The 13,988-nt window shown below is 70.4% G+C and carries 15 protein-coding genes and 4 pseudogenes; 8 read left to right on the plus strand and 11 right to left on the minus strand.

The features are described from left to right. The 3 genes from ACFWBN_RS34370 to ACFWBN_RS34380 all read right to left on the minus strand — a co-directional run. Positions 1-478: group II intron maturase-specific domain-containing protein (locus tag ACFWBN_RS34370; protein ID WP_385183898.1), on the minus strand; the 478-nt coding region annotated here is incomplete at its 3' end. Between the two features lie 121 nt (positions 479-599). After that, positions 600-1,190 carry an alpha/beta fold hydrolase gene (locus ACFWBN_RS34375; protein WP_385183901.1) on the minus strand — a complete coding sequence of 197 codons (591 nt, stop codon included), beginning with the start codon at positions 1,188-1,190 and terminating at the stop codon, positions 600-602. Continuing rightward, positions 1,187-1,699 carry a MarR family winged helix-turn-helix transcriptional regulator gene (locus ACFWBN_RS34380; RefSeq protein ID WP_385183904.1) on the minus strand — a complete coding sequence of 171 codons (513 nt, stop codon included), beginning with the start codon at positions 1,697-1,699 and terminating at the stop codon, positions 1,187-1,189. Before ACFWBN_RS34380 ends, ACFWBN_RS34375 begins: the two co-directional genes overlap by 4 nt. A 382-nt stretch (positions 1,700-2,081) precedes the next feature. Between ACFWBN_RS34380 and ACFWBN_RS34385 the strand changes: the two are divergent. Continuing rightward, positions 2,082-2,531, plus strand: a pseudogene (locus ACFWBN_RS34385) (glutamate synthase-related protein); the annotation flags it as partial. 49 nt (positions 2,532-2,580) lie between these two features. Beyond that, positions 2,581-4,308, plus strand: coding sequence for a thiamine pyrophosphate-dependent enzyme (locus tag ACFWBN_RS34390; protein WP_385183907.1), 1,728 nt, complete (start codon positions 2,581-2,583; stop codon positions 4,306-4,308). A gap of 20 nt (positions 4,309-4,328) precedes the next feature. Here ACFWBN_RS34390 and ACFWBN_RS34395 read toward each other — a convergent pair whose 3' ends face one another. The 4 genes from ACFWBN_RS34395 to ACFWBN_RS34410 form a co-directional block, all read right to left on the minus strand. After that, entirely contained in the window at positions 4,329-4,817 is a 489-nt protein-coding gene (locus ACFWBN_RS34395) for a flavin reductase family protein (RefSeq protein WP_385183910.1), read from the minus strand. Positions 4,818-5,002: 185 nt separating this feature from the next. Further along, a complete protein-coding gene (locus ACFWBN_RS34400) occupies positions 5,003-5,404 on the minus strand; it encodes a cofilin family protein (protein WP_385183912.1) in 402 nt (133 codons plus the stop codon). Positions 5,405-5,442: 38 nt separating this feature from the next. Continuing rightward, positions 5,443-5,718: an isoamylase early set domain-containing protein gene (locus ACFWBN_RS34405; protein ID WP_385183914.1), complete on the minus strand. Its 276-nt coding sequence runs from the start codon at positions 5,716-5,718 to the stop codon at positions 5,443-5,445. Positions 5,719-6,184: 466 nt separating this feature from the next. Continuing rightward, positions 6,185-6,643, minus strand: a complete 459-nt coding sequence (locus ACFWBN_RS34410; RefSeq protein WP_385183917.1) for a C40 family peptidase — start codon at positions 6,641-6,643, stop codon at positions 6,185-6,187. 292 nt (positions 6,644-6,935) lie between these two features. Between ACFWBN_RS34410 and ACFWBN_RS34415 the strand changes: the two genes are divergently transcribed. Then, positions 6,936-7,913, plus strand: a complete 978-nt coding sequence (locus ACFWBN_RS34415) for an AraC family transcriptional regulator (RefSeq protein ID WP_385183919.1) — start codon at positions 6,936-6,938, stop codon at positions 7,911-7,913. Between the two features lie 4 nt (positions 7,914-7,917). On the opposite strand, the gene ACFWBN_RS34420 is transcribed toward ACFWBN_RS34415, so the two are convergent. Then, the gene (locus tag ACFWBN_RS34420; protein ID WP_385183922.1) at positions 7,918-8,304 is read right to left on the minus strand and encodes a hypothetical protein; all 387 of its coding nucleotides are present in this window, start codon (positions 8,302-8,304) and stop codon (positions 7,918-7,920) included. A gap of 196 nt (positions 8,305-8,500) precedes the next feature. On the opposite strand from ACFWBN_RS34420, the gene ACFWBN_RS34425 reads away from it, so the two are divergent. Then, the gene (locus ACFWBN_RS34425; protein ID WP_385183925.1) at positions 8,501-8,692 is read left to right on the plus strand and encodes a hypothetical protein; all 192 of its coding nucleotides are present in this window, start codon (positions 8,501-8,503) and stop codon (positions 8,690-8,692) included. Between the two features lie 280 nt (positions 8,693-8,972). Here ACFWBN_RS34425 and ACFWBN_RS34430 read toward each other — a convergent pair. The 3 genes and pseudogenes from ACFWBN_RS34430 to ACFWBN_RS34440 all read right to left on the minus strand — a co-directional run. Next, a pseudogene (locus tag ACFWBN_RS34430) lies at positions 8,973-9,242 on the minus strand (histidine kinase); the annotation flags it as partial. A gap of 97 nt (positions 9,243-9,339) precedes the next feature. Beyond that, positions 9,340-9,645, minus strand: coding sequence for a WhiB family transcriptional regulator (locus tag ACFWBN_RS34435; protein ID WP_385183928.1), 306 nt, complete (start codon positions 9,643-9,645; stop codon positions 9,340-9,342). 232 nt (positions 9,646-9,877) lie between these two features. Next, positions 9,878-10,157 (minus strand): annotated as a pseudogene (locus tag ACFWBN_RS34440) (GlsB/YeaQ/YmgE family stress response membrane protein). Between the two features lie 270 nt (positions 10,158-10,427). Between ACFWBN_RS34440 and ACFWBN_RS34445 the strand changes: the two are divergent. From ACFWBN_RS34445 to ACFWBN_RS34460, 4 genes and pseudogenes are all read left to right on the plus strand, one after another. Beyond that, a pseudogene (locus ACFWBN_RS34445) lies at positions 10,428-10,535 on the plus strand (ribonuclease BN); the annotation flags it as partial. A gap of 93 nt (positions 10,536-10,628) precedes the next feature. Next, the gene (locus tag ACFWBN_RS34450) at positions 10,629-11,018 is read left to right on the plus strand and encodes a hypothetical protein (protein WP_385183931.1); all 390 of its coding nucleotides are present in this window, start codon (positions 10,629-10,631) and stop codon (positions 11,016-11,018) included. Positions 11,019-11,237: 219 nt separating this feature from the next. Next, complete coding sequence (locus ACFWBN_RS34455; protein WP_385183935.1) at positions 11,238-12,161, plus strand: SigB/SigF/SigG family RNA polymerase sigma factor; 924 nt, start codon at positions 11,238-11,240, stop codon at positions 12,159-12,161. Positions 12,162-12,210: 49 nt separating this feature from the next. Beyond that, entirely contained in the window at positions 12,211-13,929 is a 1,719-nt protein-coding gene (locus ACFWBN_RS34460; protein WP_385183938.1) for a PP2C family protein-serine/threonine phosphatase, read from the plus strand. The last annotated feature ends 59 nt before the right edge of the window (positions 13,930-13,988 follow it).

The following is a 13,988-nucleotide window of genomic DNA, read 5'->3' on the forward strand; positions in this document are numbered from 1 at the left end:
CACCGCCGGCGCCCGTCTGGTGAAAGTTCGATGAGACGAACAGGCCGGTCGTCAATCTTCGGTGCGACCGGTGCATCTTCGCTGAGACAGGACACAGCCGCCACATGTAGTGATCCAGCGACGAGAAAGTCGTCGTGGATGCCACCGCCCGGTAGTAGGCCGCCCAACCGCGAACGATCGGGATCAGCCTGCGCAACACGGCCTCGGCATTGGACCCGTGCAGGGCCTTGACCTCGGTCCGTAGCCGCGCCCGGATCCTCGCGCATGCCGCTGTGCTCGGTTTGATGATCAGCTTTCCGCCCGTGCGGCGGACGGTGAAGCCGAGGAAGTTGAACCCCTGATCGAGGTGGACGACCTGGGTCCTCTCCTTGGTGAAGCGAAGACCCCTCGGCTCCAGCCCGTCCTCCAGCCGGGCCCTGACCTGGTGCACCTGGTTCTCATCGTGACAGAGCACGACGAAGTCGTCGGCATACCTCACCAGCACCGGACGTTCAGCAGCAGCGGGCTGATCACACCGCGTTGAGGAGGGCCCTCGTCGGTCGGTGCGAATCGGCCGCGGTCGATCACGCCCGTGCTCACGCCGGTACAGGTGAACGTGTTCAGTTGAGGTCAGTCGTGGACACGAGGAAGGATTTGACCGCGAGGTTGAAGAGTGCCGTGCTCTCCAGGTTGACCATGTGGGCTGCCGAGGCGAACCGTTGGTGCCTGGCATCGGGAACGGTTTGGGCGAGAGCCTGAGCGTTGATCGCGGCCCCCTGCTGTGCGGTGTGGTGCGCGACGTAGGGGTCGGTGAAGGGCCGGCCGCTCACCCCGGGCGAGGCAAGGACCAGTGCCGACACGGACTCCGGATGAGACAGCGCCGTATCGACGGCGGTCCGCGCACCGAGGGAAAGCCCTATGAGCGTGGCGCGAGGGATGCCGAGGTGGGTGAGCAGAGCGTGTAGATCGTCATGGTTGGCGTAGTCCCGAGACACGGTGGAGGAACGCCCGTGGCCGCGGGCGTCACAGCGGATGACGTGGTACCCCAGCCCCGCGAGCCACGAGAACTGCTCGTCCCACATGTTCAGGTCGAGCATGCCGCCGTGCAGCAGTACGACGGGGGGTCCTTCGCCGGCCGACTCGTAGAAGAGCTCGCTCGCCTCGACGGGTACGGTGGCGGTCGTGACGGCGTGTGTCCGCGCATGCGTCATCGTTGGTCGTCTCCTCGAGCCGTGCGGTGTGGCGGGGCATCCTGTGCGAGGTCCTTGCACTCCTCGCCAAGACGACGGAGTACGTGCAGGGCCGTCGAGACATCACCGGCGGTGAGATCGGACAGCCGGCGCCGCAGTTCGGCTTCCTCGGCTTTCTGGATGGCCCTGATGGTGGCTTCCCCTTTCGGGGTGAGCCGGATCAGGCGCGAGCGCCGGTGCTCCGGGTTCGGGGCGCTCTCAGCCAGCCCCAGGGCTGTCGCGTCGTTCACCAGACGCTGGACCGGCTGCCGGTCCAGGCCCAGCAGGCGGGCGAGTTGAGGGACCGTTCGGGGGCCGCCCCTGCGCAGTTCATCCATCACCGCATGCTGACCGGCTGTCATCCCCGTCCCCATCAGCTCCCGCTCCACGGCACGCACGACAGTACGGTGCAGCGGCCACAGGCTGCGGATCACTTCGTACAGCAGCGGCCCCAACGGGGGCTCATCCTTCGTACGCTCAGCGCCACTCATGATGTCATCATGACACCTTTAGTGTCGTCGTGACCACAGGTTTAAAAGGGGCCCTGGCCCGGTGAGGCACTCGGCCGGCCCCGAGGCGGACTTACCTCAAGGGATGGCGCACCATGGCGCGCCGCCAGCCGCTCCCAGCTGCAACGGATTCACCCACCAGGCTGACGGGTCACCCCTCGGCATGAACCACAGAGTCACCGGCCCCGCAGCAGCACATCCTCGCCCCCATCAGAAGGATTGTCCGGGGGGAGGCATAGGGTGGCGCCGAGGGTAGTGAAGCGGCTGGCGCGCGCCGGATGGATGCGAATAGCAAGTACTTGCGTATTCGGTCATCGGGCGCTGCAGTGCCCATTTCGCATGGTCCGTTGACCGGAAGGTTCACCGGATCGGGACCAGTGGCAAGGCCGCCACCGGCGGGGACCTCGTCAAACGCCTGCTCCAGGGAGCCGACTACACCAATGCGGCCCGCGCGATGATGTTCGCGATCGGCTGCATCCAGGCCCAGCGCTGCCACACCAACACCTGCCCCGTCGGAGTGGCCACCCAGGACGAGCGGCGCGCCCGTGCCGTGGACGTCGGCGACAAGTCCCAGCGCGTACACCGCTACCAGCAGGCCACGGTCAAGAGCGCCCTCCAGCTCATGGCGGCCATGGGCGTCGACGACCCGAGCGGGCTGCGCCCCCACATGCTGCTCCAACGGGTGGACCCGCACACCGTCCGCTCCTACGCCGAACTCCACGAATGGCTCACTCCGGGACAACTGCTCGCATCGGCGCCCGTCGACTGGGCATCCGACTGGCAGGCGGCCGACCCGGACCGCTTCACCTACTGAAAACCGGCCCCCACACCGAGGGGGCCGCACCGGACCGAAGGGCACTCCTGTGGCACGCACCGTCGCCCACGTCATCGTCGACGCACTCAAGGAACTGGGCGTCCAGCACGTCTTCGGAGTGGTCGGAGACGCTTTGAACCCACTGACCGACGCGATCCGCACCACGGACGGCCTGGACTGGGTCGGCTGCCGGCACGAGGAGGCGGCGGCCTTCGCAGCCGGGGCGCAGTCCCAGCTCTCGGGCACCCTCGGGGTCTGCATGGGCACCGTGGGACCGGGCTCCGTACACCTCCTCAACGGACTGTACGACGCGGCCAAGAGCCGTGCTCCGGTGCTCGCGATCTGTGGCCAGGTGCCTCTTGCCGAGATCGGCAGCGACTACTTCCAGGAAGTCGACAACGACCTGCTCTTCCGTGACGTGGCCGTCTACCGTGCCACCGTCACCTCCCCCGAGCAGATGCCGCGGATGCTGGAGTCCGCCGTACGCGCCGCTGTCAGCGAAGGCGGAGTGGCCGTCCTGACCGTGCCCGGAGACCTGGGCGATCAGAAGCTGGGCGACGACCGTCCCACGCGGTTCGCCCTGGACCGCCCCGTCACCCGCCCGGACGACCCGGCCCTCGCCGAGGCCGCCGAACTCCTGAACTCCGCCTCCCGCGTCACCCTGCTCGTCGGCCGTGGAGCCCGCGACGCCCGCACCGAAGTGCTCCGCACCGCAGAGCTGCTCGCCGCTCCCATGGTGCTCACCCTCAAGGCGAAGGAGGGCTTCGAGGAGGACAACGCCTTCCAGGTGGGCCAGACCGGCCTGATCGGCAACCCCGCGGCCTCCCACGCCCTCGACCACGGCGACGCCCTGCTCATGCTGGGCACCGACTTCCCGTACCGCGACTGGTACCCCAAGGACTGCAAGGTCGTCCAGATCGACACCCGCGAGGAGCACCTGGGCCGCCGGGTGCCCGTGGACGTGGGCCTGGCCGGGGACGTGGGGGCAACGCTGCGGGCCCTGCTTCCGCTACTGGAGGAGGCACCCGACCGGGCTCACCTGGTGGATGCACGGGACCGGTTCGCGCACTGGCAGGAAGGACAGCAGCGCCTGGCCGAACCGGCGCACGAACGCCGCTGGACCGGCAGGCTGCGGGCGGCCCTGGACAACAGGGACCACGAGATCCGCCCCGAAGCCCTGGCCGCTGCGGTGGACACGTACGCCGCCGAGGACGCCGTCTTCACCTCCGACACCGGCATGGCCACCGTCTGGCTCTCCCGCTTCGTCACCATGCGCGGCAGCCGGCGCCTGATCGGCTCGTACAACCTCGGGTCGATGGCCAACGCCATGCCCCAGGCCCTCGGAGCCCAGCTCTGGGCGCCGGACCGCCAGATCGTGGCCTTCTGCGGCGACGGCGGCCTGAGCATGCTGCTGGGCGACCTCATGACGATCAAGACGTACCAACTGCCGGTGAAACTCGTCGTCTTCGACAACCGCCGCCTGGGCATGGTCAAACTCGAACAGGAACAGGCAGGGCTGCCCGAGTTCGGCACGGAGCTGGACAACCCCGACTTCGCCGCGGTCGCCACCGCACTCGGTCTCACCGGCATCCGCGTCACCGACCCGGCCGATCTCCACGACGGCGTGCGCAGGGCGTTCGAGACTCCGGGCCCGGTCCTGCTGGACGTCCTGACCAACCCGGAGGAGGTGGCCGTGCCCGGGAAGCCGACCGTGAGCCAGGGGTGGGGCTTCGCCATCGCCAAGGTCAGGGAGATCCTTCCGAGCAGGGAAGACTGACCGGGCAGGTCAGCCGCGGCTCAGGCCGGGTGTCCCGGTGTGAGGTCCTGGACGTCGCTGAAGAGCAGCAGCGGCGGCCGCGAGGGACCGGGCGGGCTCTCCTCGACGGGCGAGAGCAGGAAGCCGACGTGGTCGCCGCCGTCGACCAGCTCTTCGATCCGGCCGAGGAACCAGGCGCACGCGTCGTCCAGGACCGGCGCGGTCCCGTGGGCCGGCCGTCGCCACGCGATGTGCTCGAACTTGTCGATGTCGTCGCCGGTCCGGCTCCCGAAGAGGTCCGCCGTCCGTTTCTGGTCCTTCCGCAACGCGTGCACCGCCAGGTGGGAGGCGTTCCGTGCGATCCGGTACGTCCGGTTGGCCTTGGAGAGCCAGACCATGAAGCGGGGCGGATCGATCGAGCACTGGGAGGCGAAGCCCACCAGGCAGCCGGCCCGCTGGTCCCCGACCGCCGTGGTCACCACGTACATCGGATAGTCGAGCACCTCGGCGAACGCATCCAGCTTTCCCACGATCAGGCCCCTGCCTCTGCACCTCTACGGCGTCCGGGCAACGCTATCCCGCGCTGCGGGTACCGGGCCGCTGCACCGCGCGCGATGGTTACTCTTCCCGAACGCTGGTGGAATTCATCTGCCGATGAACCCGGGACGCGCGAGGTGGCGCAGCATCACGTCCCATACCGGCGTGTCGCGTGGCCTCAGCCGGCCAGGGCGACGAGCCGTCGGTACTCGAGCTGGTCCGCCCGCCTGGCGGTGAGATGGACGTGAACGTCGCCGAGGTACTCCTTCAGGGCCGTGTATCCGGCCGTGTACGTTTCCTCCTGCTCCGCGGCGTTCGGCGGCATCCAGAAGATCAGCAGCTGCGCGTTCCTCCGCATGCCCTCCGGGCTGGCGAAGGACAGCTCGTGGACGACCAGCCGCGGTGCGTCCGCGGGCAAGGCCTGCACCAGCTCTTCAGGGGTCAGGTTGCCCTCGACGTCCGGGACGAGGACGCCCGGGACGTCCGCGTAGCGAAGGGTCACGGTGTTGATCTCCCGTTTCTCCCTCAGATGGTGCAGGGCATCAAGGGAGCCTTCCGAAAGGCCGATCGGGCTGCTCACAGGTGTCTCACCTCGGGCGGATTCCGGCGGGCCGGTGGTCAGGTGTGGAGGCGGCTGTTGGTGCCGTCGTGGCTGTCGGCGTGTTCGTCGTCGAACCAGTAGTCGCCGGCTGCGAGGTAGCGGAAGGAGTGGGCGCTGTGGGCGGGGAGGGCGACGGTTGCGGCGCGGGTGCCGTCGCCGCGGGGCTCCAGCGGGTGGGCGGCCGGGTTCCAGTGGTTGAAGTCCCCGACGACGCTGACGGGTCCGTCCGGAGCGCCGTCGGGAAGGACGAAAGTGACCTGGGTACGGCCCTTGAACTGCCTGCGTTCGAGCACTGAAAGACTCCAGTCACGAAGAACGGGGAACCGGCCCGTGCATCCTCGCGCCGATGTGCGTGTAGTGCGGCGGTACAGGGCCGTGGGCCGGGCGGAGGTCACTCGGGTGGCCGCGAGCCTCCCGCCGCCGGGCGCCACGACGTAGCAGACGACGGCAGCCTCGGGGAGCCGACGGTCTGGACGACGGCGGGTTTCGGGTTTCCGGTTCCCGGTGCCGGGTCAGGGGCCGTAGTAGGGGTGCAATTGCTTTCGGTATGCATCCACCCACTCTCCGGTGGCCTCGGAGAATTCAATGGCCGGGCCGGAGAAGGGTCGACGGGGCGGTGGCATGCCGGTTCCGTACACCTGGGTTCAGGTCGTGGACGTATCGTTCCTCGGGGACTTATGAACAGGTTGGTTTCGTCGCCCGGCCCGTGGGTAAGAGTGGGCGGTGGTCTCGCGGGAGCGGGAGTTTTCGCCGGTGCGGTCAATTGGCCCGGGCATAGCGGACTGCACCGGTCCAGATGCGTTCGAGTCGCACGCGGGTACCGGGTTTGGGAGCGTGCCAGATCTTGCCGTCCCCCGCGTAGATGCCGACGTGTCCTATGGTGCTTCCCTTGGGGAAGAAGACCAGGTCACCGGATACGCGCTGGGTGCGCGGGATGTGGAGGGTGTTCTCGTACTGCGCTTCGGCGGTACGGGGGAGGGGCCGGCCCGCCTCCCGGAAGGCGTAGAGGGTGAGGCCTGAACAGTCGAAGGCCTCGGGCCCCGTGGCGCCGTAGACGTAGGGGGCGCCTTCTTTGGAGGCCGCGATGGCGACGGCCTTTATGCCGTAAGGGGATGCGGCCTGCACGGGGCTGGCGTGCGCGAACAGGGCGGTCACGGAAATCGCGAGGAGCAAGGCGGGAGAGCGATGCTTCCGGCGGCGCTTTTTTGTTTTCGGCAATCGTGATACCTCCGCATTCAGATACAGGAACAGGGCCTTGAAGATGGCTGTTCTCGGTGACTGCGTAATGGCTCCCGACGACCGCCTATTTTTGCCCGAAATAATTGTGTTCGTGGGTATCGGACACGGCGGGAAATGTCTCGGTTGGGCAAAACAATCCGAGATGATATGCCTGAAGTTCTTGTCCCACGATTCCCCCGTTCGTCGCCCTGCGCGTCCGTCTGCCGACGTACCCTTGGGCCGCGCTGCTCTTCCGTGCCGCGCCCCGACGCGGAAGAGGAGGCCCATCGCCATGCATCAGCAGCCGCACGCCGGCCCGTCGGGCGGGCACAACTTCCGGACCACCGAAGTGGACGTCGCACGCGACTGGTTGAAGGCGGCCTACGGGACGCGTCTGCGCATGAAGACGCCCGCCCCCCGCAGTTCCTTCCGCTACACCCGCACCAACGCCGGTCCGGTATCGCTCAGCACGCTCTCGCTGCCCACGGAGTACGCCTACGCCACCGATCCCCTCGGGGCCGTGGCCGTCACGCACGTGGTCCGCGGCCGCATGGCCCGGGAGTGCGCGGACGACGTCACCGAAGCCGGGCCGGGCGACGTCCTCGCGATCTCACAGCCCCACCTCCCCTACGCGGGCCGGGTGTACTCGGCCGAGCTGCGTGCCGTGACGGTACCGATCGCGCTCGTGGAGGAACTCGCGGGCCGCCCGCCCGGGCAGACCGCCCGCCCGCTGCGCTTCAGCCGCTTCACTCCCGTCTCCAAGGCCATGGCAGGCCAGTGGAAGAGGACCGTCGACTACGTCGAGGAGAGCGTTTTGGCTCTGCCGGCGGGCAGCGCACCGCTCGTGGTCGACGCCGCCGCCAGGATGCTCGCCGCAACCCTGCTGGCCGCGTTCCCCACCGATGCCCACCCCGATCCCTTGCTCGCGGACACCCGCGACGCGACGCCGGAGACAGTCCGCCGGGCCGTCGCCTTCATCGAGTCGCAACCGGCCGCCGAAATCGGCCTGGCCGACATGGCCGCTGCCGCCGGTGTCACCCCCCGGGCCCTCCAGTACGCGTTCCGGAGCCACCTCGGCACCACACCGACGGCCTACCTGCGCCGCGTGCGCCTGGCCCTGGCCCATGCCGACCTGGTCGCGGCGGATCCCGCGCGGGACACCGTCACGGACATCGCGAACCGCTGGGGCTTTCACCACCAGGGGCGTTTCTCCGCCGCCTACCGCAAGGCCTACGGGACGGTTCCCCGGCGCACGCTCGCCGGGAGCTGAGGAGTCAGCGTCGGGCTCGCCCCCCTCCGTCCGCCGGCCTCGTGCCGCGCCGGAGAACGAGGAGGTGCTCGTCGCGGGTGGCCACATCGAAGCCCGCTTCGCGCAGGATCACGGCGAGGGCCGTCTGGAGCGCCTTGTGCAGGCCCGCCAGAGACGTGAACCGCGACAGGTCCTTCTCGTGTCCGTGGACCTGGACGGTCGGCCGTAGCACCTCACGGGCGACCCAGCCCACCATGACCCCCTCGGGGACCGGGAACACGCGCAGTCCGTCCCCCTCCCGCGGCGACGTGTCGAACCCTGCCCGGGACAGGACGCGCCGGACCCGCACACAGTCGTCGTCGCCCCCTTCCTCGGAGGGTTCGGTGATCGGTTCGGCCTGCGGGGGTGGCATGTGCCCACTTCAGCCTCCCCGAGCCCGGGGCGAAAGCCGCTGCGCGAAGGGATTCGCGCACACCCGCCGGAAAACGAAACAGCCGTCCGCGGCGCCCGTGTGAGACCGGACAGGCGGGGCAGGCGCCGTGTGGCGCAAGGTGGCGACCCCAGCCGGGCAAAAGGGCCACTCGGCATGACCCCGAGGAGCAGATGAGATGAGCGAGCGCAAGAAGAACCCGGTCCCCACCCCGCCCTCCAAGGCGCCGGGGGAGAGCGGCGACCGCGAGGCCCGCAAGGAAGCGGAGGACGCCGTCGTCCCGGGCAGCCAGGACGGAGAGGCCGGGGACCCCCTCACCCCGAACACCGACGCCCAGCGCCGTACGGCCGACCGCAAGCGCAAGGGGTGACGCGTACGGCCGTGGCTCCCCGCCGCTCCTGAGGTGCTGGGGAGCCACGGGCACACGGCTCGAGGGCCCCGCGATCCCCGCCGTACGGTCAGGCGGCGATCTGACCGGCCGAGCAGCAGCGGTCCGAGGAAGTTGCCGTACGGATCAGGCCGCCTGCGCGCCGCGTCGCGGGCGACGGCCAGGCGCGTCAGAGGTCGCCGGTGTCCGGGCGTTCCAGCGGCTCGAGGGCCGGGCCCTCCCGGGGTGTGGCCCGTTACGCGTAGTTCCAGAACCACTCGCCGACGACCCGATACGGGGCGCGGTCGAGCTGCGCGTACTGCTTAGCCGCGTCTATGAGGTGGGAGATGCGGGTGGTGGAGTCGTCGATCTCGTCCATCAACAGTTCGGTCTCGACCGTGTAGTTGAGCCAGCCGATGGCCGCCGGCAGGAAGTCCTCGGTGACGGCCGCCGCGACCTGTTCCAGCCAGTCCGTGTCCAGCCCGGCCTGTACGAAGGTCGGCGCGATCCGCCAGCCCTCCGGGATGCCGTGGTCGTCGAGCCAGTCGGCGAGTCCCGGATCCGGCCGCGTGGCGTGACGGCAAGTGCGCTGCGGCGCAGGCCGGTTGGCTGCCCGGAGCGGGCCGGCCCGCCACCGCGGCCCCTGCCGCTCACTCACGGTCCCGGCGGCTGCGCCCCGGCTGCATGGCGGCGCGGAAGTTGCGGCGCTCCCTGGCGGTCAGCCCGCCCCACACGCCGTAGGGCTCGCCGGTGCGCAGGGCGTGGCGCAGGCAGGCCTTCAGCACGGGGCAGGTCGCGCACAGCTGCTTCGCCTCCTGGTCGCGTCGCTCCCGCACCCCGCGCGGTTCGTTCCAGGGCCCGTAGAACTGCTCGGATCCCACTTCCCGGCAGAGGGCCTCGGCCTGCCAGGACCAGTGCGTCTGCGCGAGCCCGGGAAGGCGCGAAAGGTTCGGCATCAGATGCTCCTTCGGCGTCGTCATCGGTGTCGTGGGCGCGTCTGTTCTCCTTCGTGCGGTTGAAACCCGTGCTCGGGAAGCCGCGCGAGCTATGTCCGTCGTGGCCCGTGGCCCGTGGCCCTCCGGGGCCCGTGGTCGTCCGTCGTCGCCGGAAAACGACGGCTCCCCCTCACGGTGTGTCAGGGGGAGCCGTATGCGGGCCGGGGGAGCGGGCCCCGGGCGGGTCGCCGTCTCAGGCGTGCCGGTGGGCGTGCCGGTTGCCCGTGACCAGGCGGTAGAGGGCCAGCAGGATGACGGAGCCGACGACCGCGGCGATCCATGTGGACAGGTCGAAGAAGCCGTCGATCGAGTCGACGCCGAAGAGGACCTTGCCCAGCCATCCTCCGAGCAGGCCGCCCGCGATGCCGATGAGGGTGGTGATGATGATCCCGCCCGGGTCCCTGCCCGGCATCAGTGCCTTGGCGATGAGGCCGGCAAGCAGCCCGATGAGGATCCCAAGCGATGATGCCCATGATGCGTCTCCTACCTCGTGAAGGCCGTTGTCACGATTCGTCTGCGCGCTGCGGGCGGTTGCAAACGTGCGGGTTGCCGGCGGCGGCGGCTTCGACGCCCACGGATCCCCCCGGGGCCCGAACCGCGCGTCCCGCTGCGACACCGCCACGCTGACATGACTCGCGCAGACGTGGAAAGCCGCACGGTACGACACGCAACGGAAAGGCAGACGGCCGCGGAGACCGGCCGCCCGTGGACGCGAACACGGACGCCGAAGCGGACGCGGAAACAGCCGCCGGCGCGCGATCGCCGGAGGCCTCCCCGAGGGCGAAGAGCCCTACGTCCGGCCCCGTGACACGAGGGCCTGGACCGATGAGGACCGCCGCCGGCTGGAGTGATCACCACGGGTTCCTCGCGCAGCGAGGCCGGCGGGCCCCGCCGAGCCGCTTCGGGAGGTGTCTGGGACGGCGCGGGCGGGGCAGGCGCCCCGTATGACCGATTCCGTTGCCAAGGCATCCAGCAGCTACTACGTCACCGTCCGCGGAGAGCGGTTCACCTGTGGGGAGATCTCGGGTCTCGGTCCCCAGGGGGACCTGGGCCTCCCCGGGCAGGAACTCACGCTCACCCTGGACGACTGCGTGCTCACCGACGTGCCCGGGGCACAGGAGTGGGCCCTCGCGGAGGAGGGGTCGGCCGAACCGTGCGACGTCACCATCGAGGAGACGGTCCCCGGGGCGCCGACCCCGCTCACCATGTGGCACCTCGAGGGCGCCAGGCCGGACGACATCGCGGACCGGAGCACCACGGCGTCCAACCACGAAACGCGGATAGGGCGGCTCACCGTACACGCCACGAAGATCACGCCCGCCACGCCGCAGTGAACGCGGAATGCGGCACGTACACCTACGCCCCTATCGGCGGCCGCACGCTCCCCTCCACCCGGCCGCCCCCGGCAGGTGCCGGAAGGCCCTCCCTCCGGGGGCGAAAGTCACTCCCGCCCCGGCCGAAGGGCTCGGGCGCGGTCCTGCGCGTATGGATCTCCGCTGAGGGGGCAGGCGCAGCCTCGCAGCACCGAGACGACCAGACGGAAGGACGGCACCGTGCCCGGCTCCCTCGCGGCCATCAACGCAGTCAACGCAGCCAACGCCGATCCCGGCTCCGTAGAGTCGGCCGACCAGCGCACGGGAACGCGGCTGCCCGCCGTCCCCCAGGCGCACCTGGTCCCGCCCTCCGACGCCCGCGAGCTGTCGAAGCTGTTCTTCGCCCGCCTGCGGGAGCTGCCGGAAGGTTCCGCCGGCCACCAGTACGCCCGCAACACCCTGATCGAGATGAACATGGCGCTGGTCCGTTTCGCTGCGCGAGGGTTCCGCAGCCGTACGGGCGCCGGAGCCGGCGCCGGCGCCGAGATGGAAGACGTCCTGCAAGCCGGGACGATCGGCCTGATCAAGGCGATCGACCGGTTCGACCCCGACCGCGGGGTCGAGTTCTCCACCCTGGCCCTGCCCTACGTGACGGGGGAGATCAAGCGGCACTTCCGGGACACCACCTGGGCCGTACGCGTCCCGCGGCGGCTCCAGGAGCTGCGCATCGAACTCGCCAGGACGCGGGACGACCTCTCCGCCACGCTGGGCCGGTCACCGACAGTGAAGGAGATCGCCCAGCACCTGCGCCTCGACGAGGAGACGGTCATCGAAGGACTCGTGGCGGCGAACGGGTACTCCACCGAGACCCTCGACACGCCCGCCCAGGCGGACGAGCCGTCCCCGTCGGGCCGGCGCACCCACGCGCTGAGCGAGACCGCGGGACAGAACGACCCGGCCATGGAGCTCTTCGAGGACCTGCACTCGGTCGGCCCGCTGGTGAAGGAGCTCCCCGAACGAGACCGCACGATCTTGTACCTTCGGTTCGGACAGGAGTTGACCCAGGCCGAGATCGGCACGGAACTCGGCATCAGCCAGATGCAGGTCTCCCGGCTCCTGTCGAGCATCCTGACCAGACTGCGGGCCGGCATGCTGGCCGCGTAGTCCCCGCCCGAGCCGGCCGCCCGAACGTGCTTCCCAGCTGGTGAGGATCATGACGCCACTCATTCCGCAGGATTCCGAGACGCTCAAGCAGCTCGTGAGGCGCGAGGTCACCGCTCTGCGTACGGCCGCGCGCCGGGACGCGGGAGTACGCCTGGACGACGGGGCCGTGCCCGGCCCGCAGCCCGACGAACCGGCGCCCGTCTGTGCGTGCGGCGGCCCGGAGGGCCCCGGGCACGCGTGCGGCGACGGGGCGGAGAACGCCGGCCCCTGGGCTTGCGTCTGCGCGACGCTCCCCGCGATCCCCGTCTCGGCCGCGCTGCTGGAACCCGTACGGGACGAGGACGGCCGGACCGTGGACTTCAGGGTCAAGGCCGGCAACCACGTCCGCTCGGCCCAGTGGCTCGACGCGCCGGACCGGCAGATCGGACGGCTGCTGCTGGAGGTCCAGCCCGGAGCGGCGGCAGGCGGGCTGATCGACGCGCTGGCCGGGGTCCTGGGCACGGGCCGCGCCCTGCAGGCGCACCCGGTGGACTACACCGAGCAGCGCAGCGACGGCCTGCACCGTACGCAGCTGCTGTACGACGCGGCGTCCTGCGGGGACAAGGTACTGGCCACGTGGAGACCCGCCCGCAACCGCACGGAGCTGCTCTCGATCGACGCGCAGTACATCGCGTCCATGGGCTGGGGCACGTGGGACCTCCTGTCCGGGAGCACCATCTGGTCCGAGGGGCTGCACGCGATCTTCCGTGCGGAGGCCGGCCGGCCCCTGTCGCTGCTGGAGCTGTGCGACGCCGTTCTCGTCGATGACGTGCCCCTCTTCGCCAAGATGCTGACCCGGCTCCTCGACGGCGAGGAGCCGGGCGGTGAGGAGGTCCGCTTCGGCGTGCTAGGGGAGATCCGCACCCTCCATCTGGTGGGCCACCCCGTCATCGCCAGGGACGGGCTGCCCTGGGCCCTGCACCTCATCGCCCGTGATCTGTCCGCCCAGGTGCGCAGCCGCCAGCGGCTCGCGGCGACCCGCCGCCAGACCGAACAACTGCGCGAGGAAGCGGCGGCCGAGCGACATGTGGCCACGGCGCTGCGGGAGGCGCTGCTGCCCGCGCACTCGGCGGAGCTGGCCCAGCTCGGCCTGTCGGTCGCGGCGGCCTACCTGCCCGCGGAATCGGAGGCCGTCGGCGGCGACTGGTACAAATGCCGGCTGCTGCCGGACGGGCGGATCCTGCTCGCCATCGGCGACGCCTGTGGCCACGGCCTCAGCGCGGTGGCCCGGATGGCGCAGCAACGGCACGCGCTGGCGGGGCTCGCGCATGCGCCGGGCGCCCATGCCGGTCAGCTGACGACCTGGCTCAACGAGCTGCTGTGCGCGGACGAGGCCGCGGAGACGGCGACCGGGATCATCGGCCACCTCGACGCGGAGCGCCGCTACCGGTGGGCGTGCGCGGGCCACCCCGCACCGCTGCTGTTGCGCGACGGCCGGGCCTCGGCCCTCGGCACGGACCACCGGGGGCCGCTGTTCGGGCTCCTGCCCGGCCACGAGTACGCGACCGCCACCGTCGACCTGCGGCCCGGCGACCTGCTGCTGCTCTACACCGACGGCATGGTCGAGCGGCGCGGGGAGGACATCACCGACGGCATCGACACCCTCCGCTCGGTGCTGCTGGCCTGCGACGGGCTCGACGCGCAGGAGGCCCTCGACCGCATCATGGGCGCCTACACGCCCCAGGACCACGAGGACGACACCTGCCTGGTGGCCGTCCGGCTCCCCTGAACGCCGGGGCGACGGGCCCGGGACGGATGGCCGTGCCCGTATAGCCCGTTTTATACCGA

The sequence above is a fragment of the Streptomyces sp. NPDC059989 genome, assembly GCF_042736975.1.
Classification (GTDB): domain Bacteria; phylum Actinomycetota; class Actinomycetes; order Streptomycetales; family Streptomycetaceae; genus Streptomyces.

What these genes read in the sequence shown, in the direction of transcription:
- ACFWBN_RS34460 (WP_385183938.1), top strand. Translation starts at nt 12,211, where the DNA reads ATGACGCCACTCATTCCGCAGGATTCCGAGACGCTCAAGCAGCTCGTG.
- ACFWBN_RS34420 (WP_385183922.1), bottom strand. Translation starts at nt 8,304, where the DNA reads ATGCCACCCCCGCAGGCCGAACCGATCACCGAACCCTCCGAGGAAGGG.
- ACFWBN_RS34425 (WP_385183925.1), top strand. Translation starts at nt 8,501, where the DNA reads ATGAGCGAGCGCAAGAAGAACCCGGTCCCCACCCCGCCCTCCAAGGCG.
- ACFWBN_RS34450 (WP_385183931.1), top strand. Translation starts at nt 10,629, where the DNA reads ATGACCGATTCCGTTGCCAAGGCATCCAGCAGCTACTACGTCACCGTC.
- ACFWBN_RS34380 (WP_385183904.1), bottom strand. Translation starts at nt 1,699, where the DNA reads ATGAGTGGCGCTGAGCGTACGAAGGATGAGCCCCCGTTGGGGCCGCTG.
- ACFWBN_RS34375 (WP_385183901.1), bottom strand. Translation starts at nt 1,190, where the DNA reads ATGACGCATGCGCGGACACACGCCGTCACGACCGCCACCGTACCCGTC.
- ACFWBN_RS34415 (WP_385183919.1), top strand. Translation starts at nt 6,936, where the DNA reads ATGCATCAGCAGCCGCACGCCGGCCCGTCGGGCGGGCACAACTTCCGG.
- ACFWBN_RS34435 (WP_385183928.1), bottom strand. Translation starts at nt 9,645, where the DNA reads ATGCCGAACCTTTCGCGCCTTCCCGGGCTCGCGCAGACGCACTGGTCC.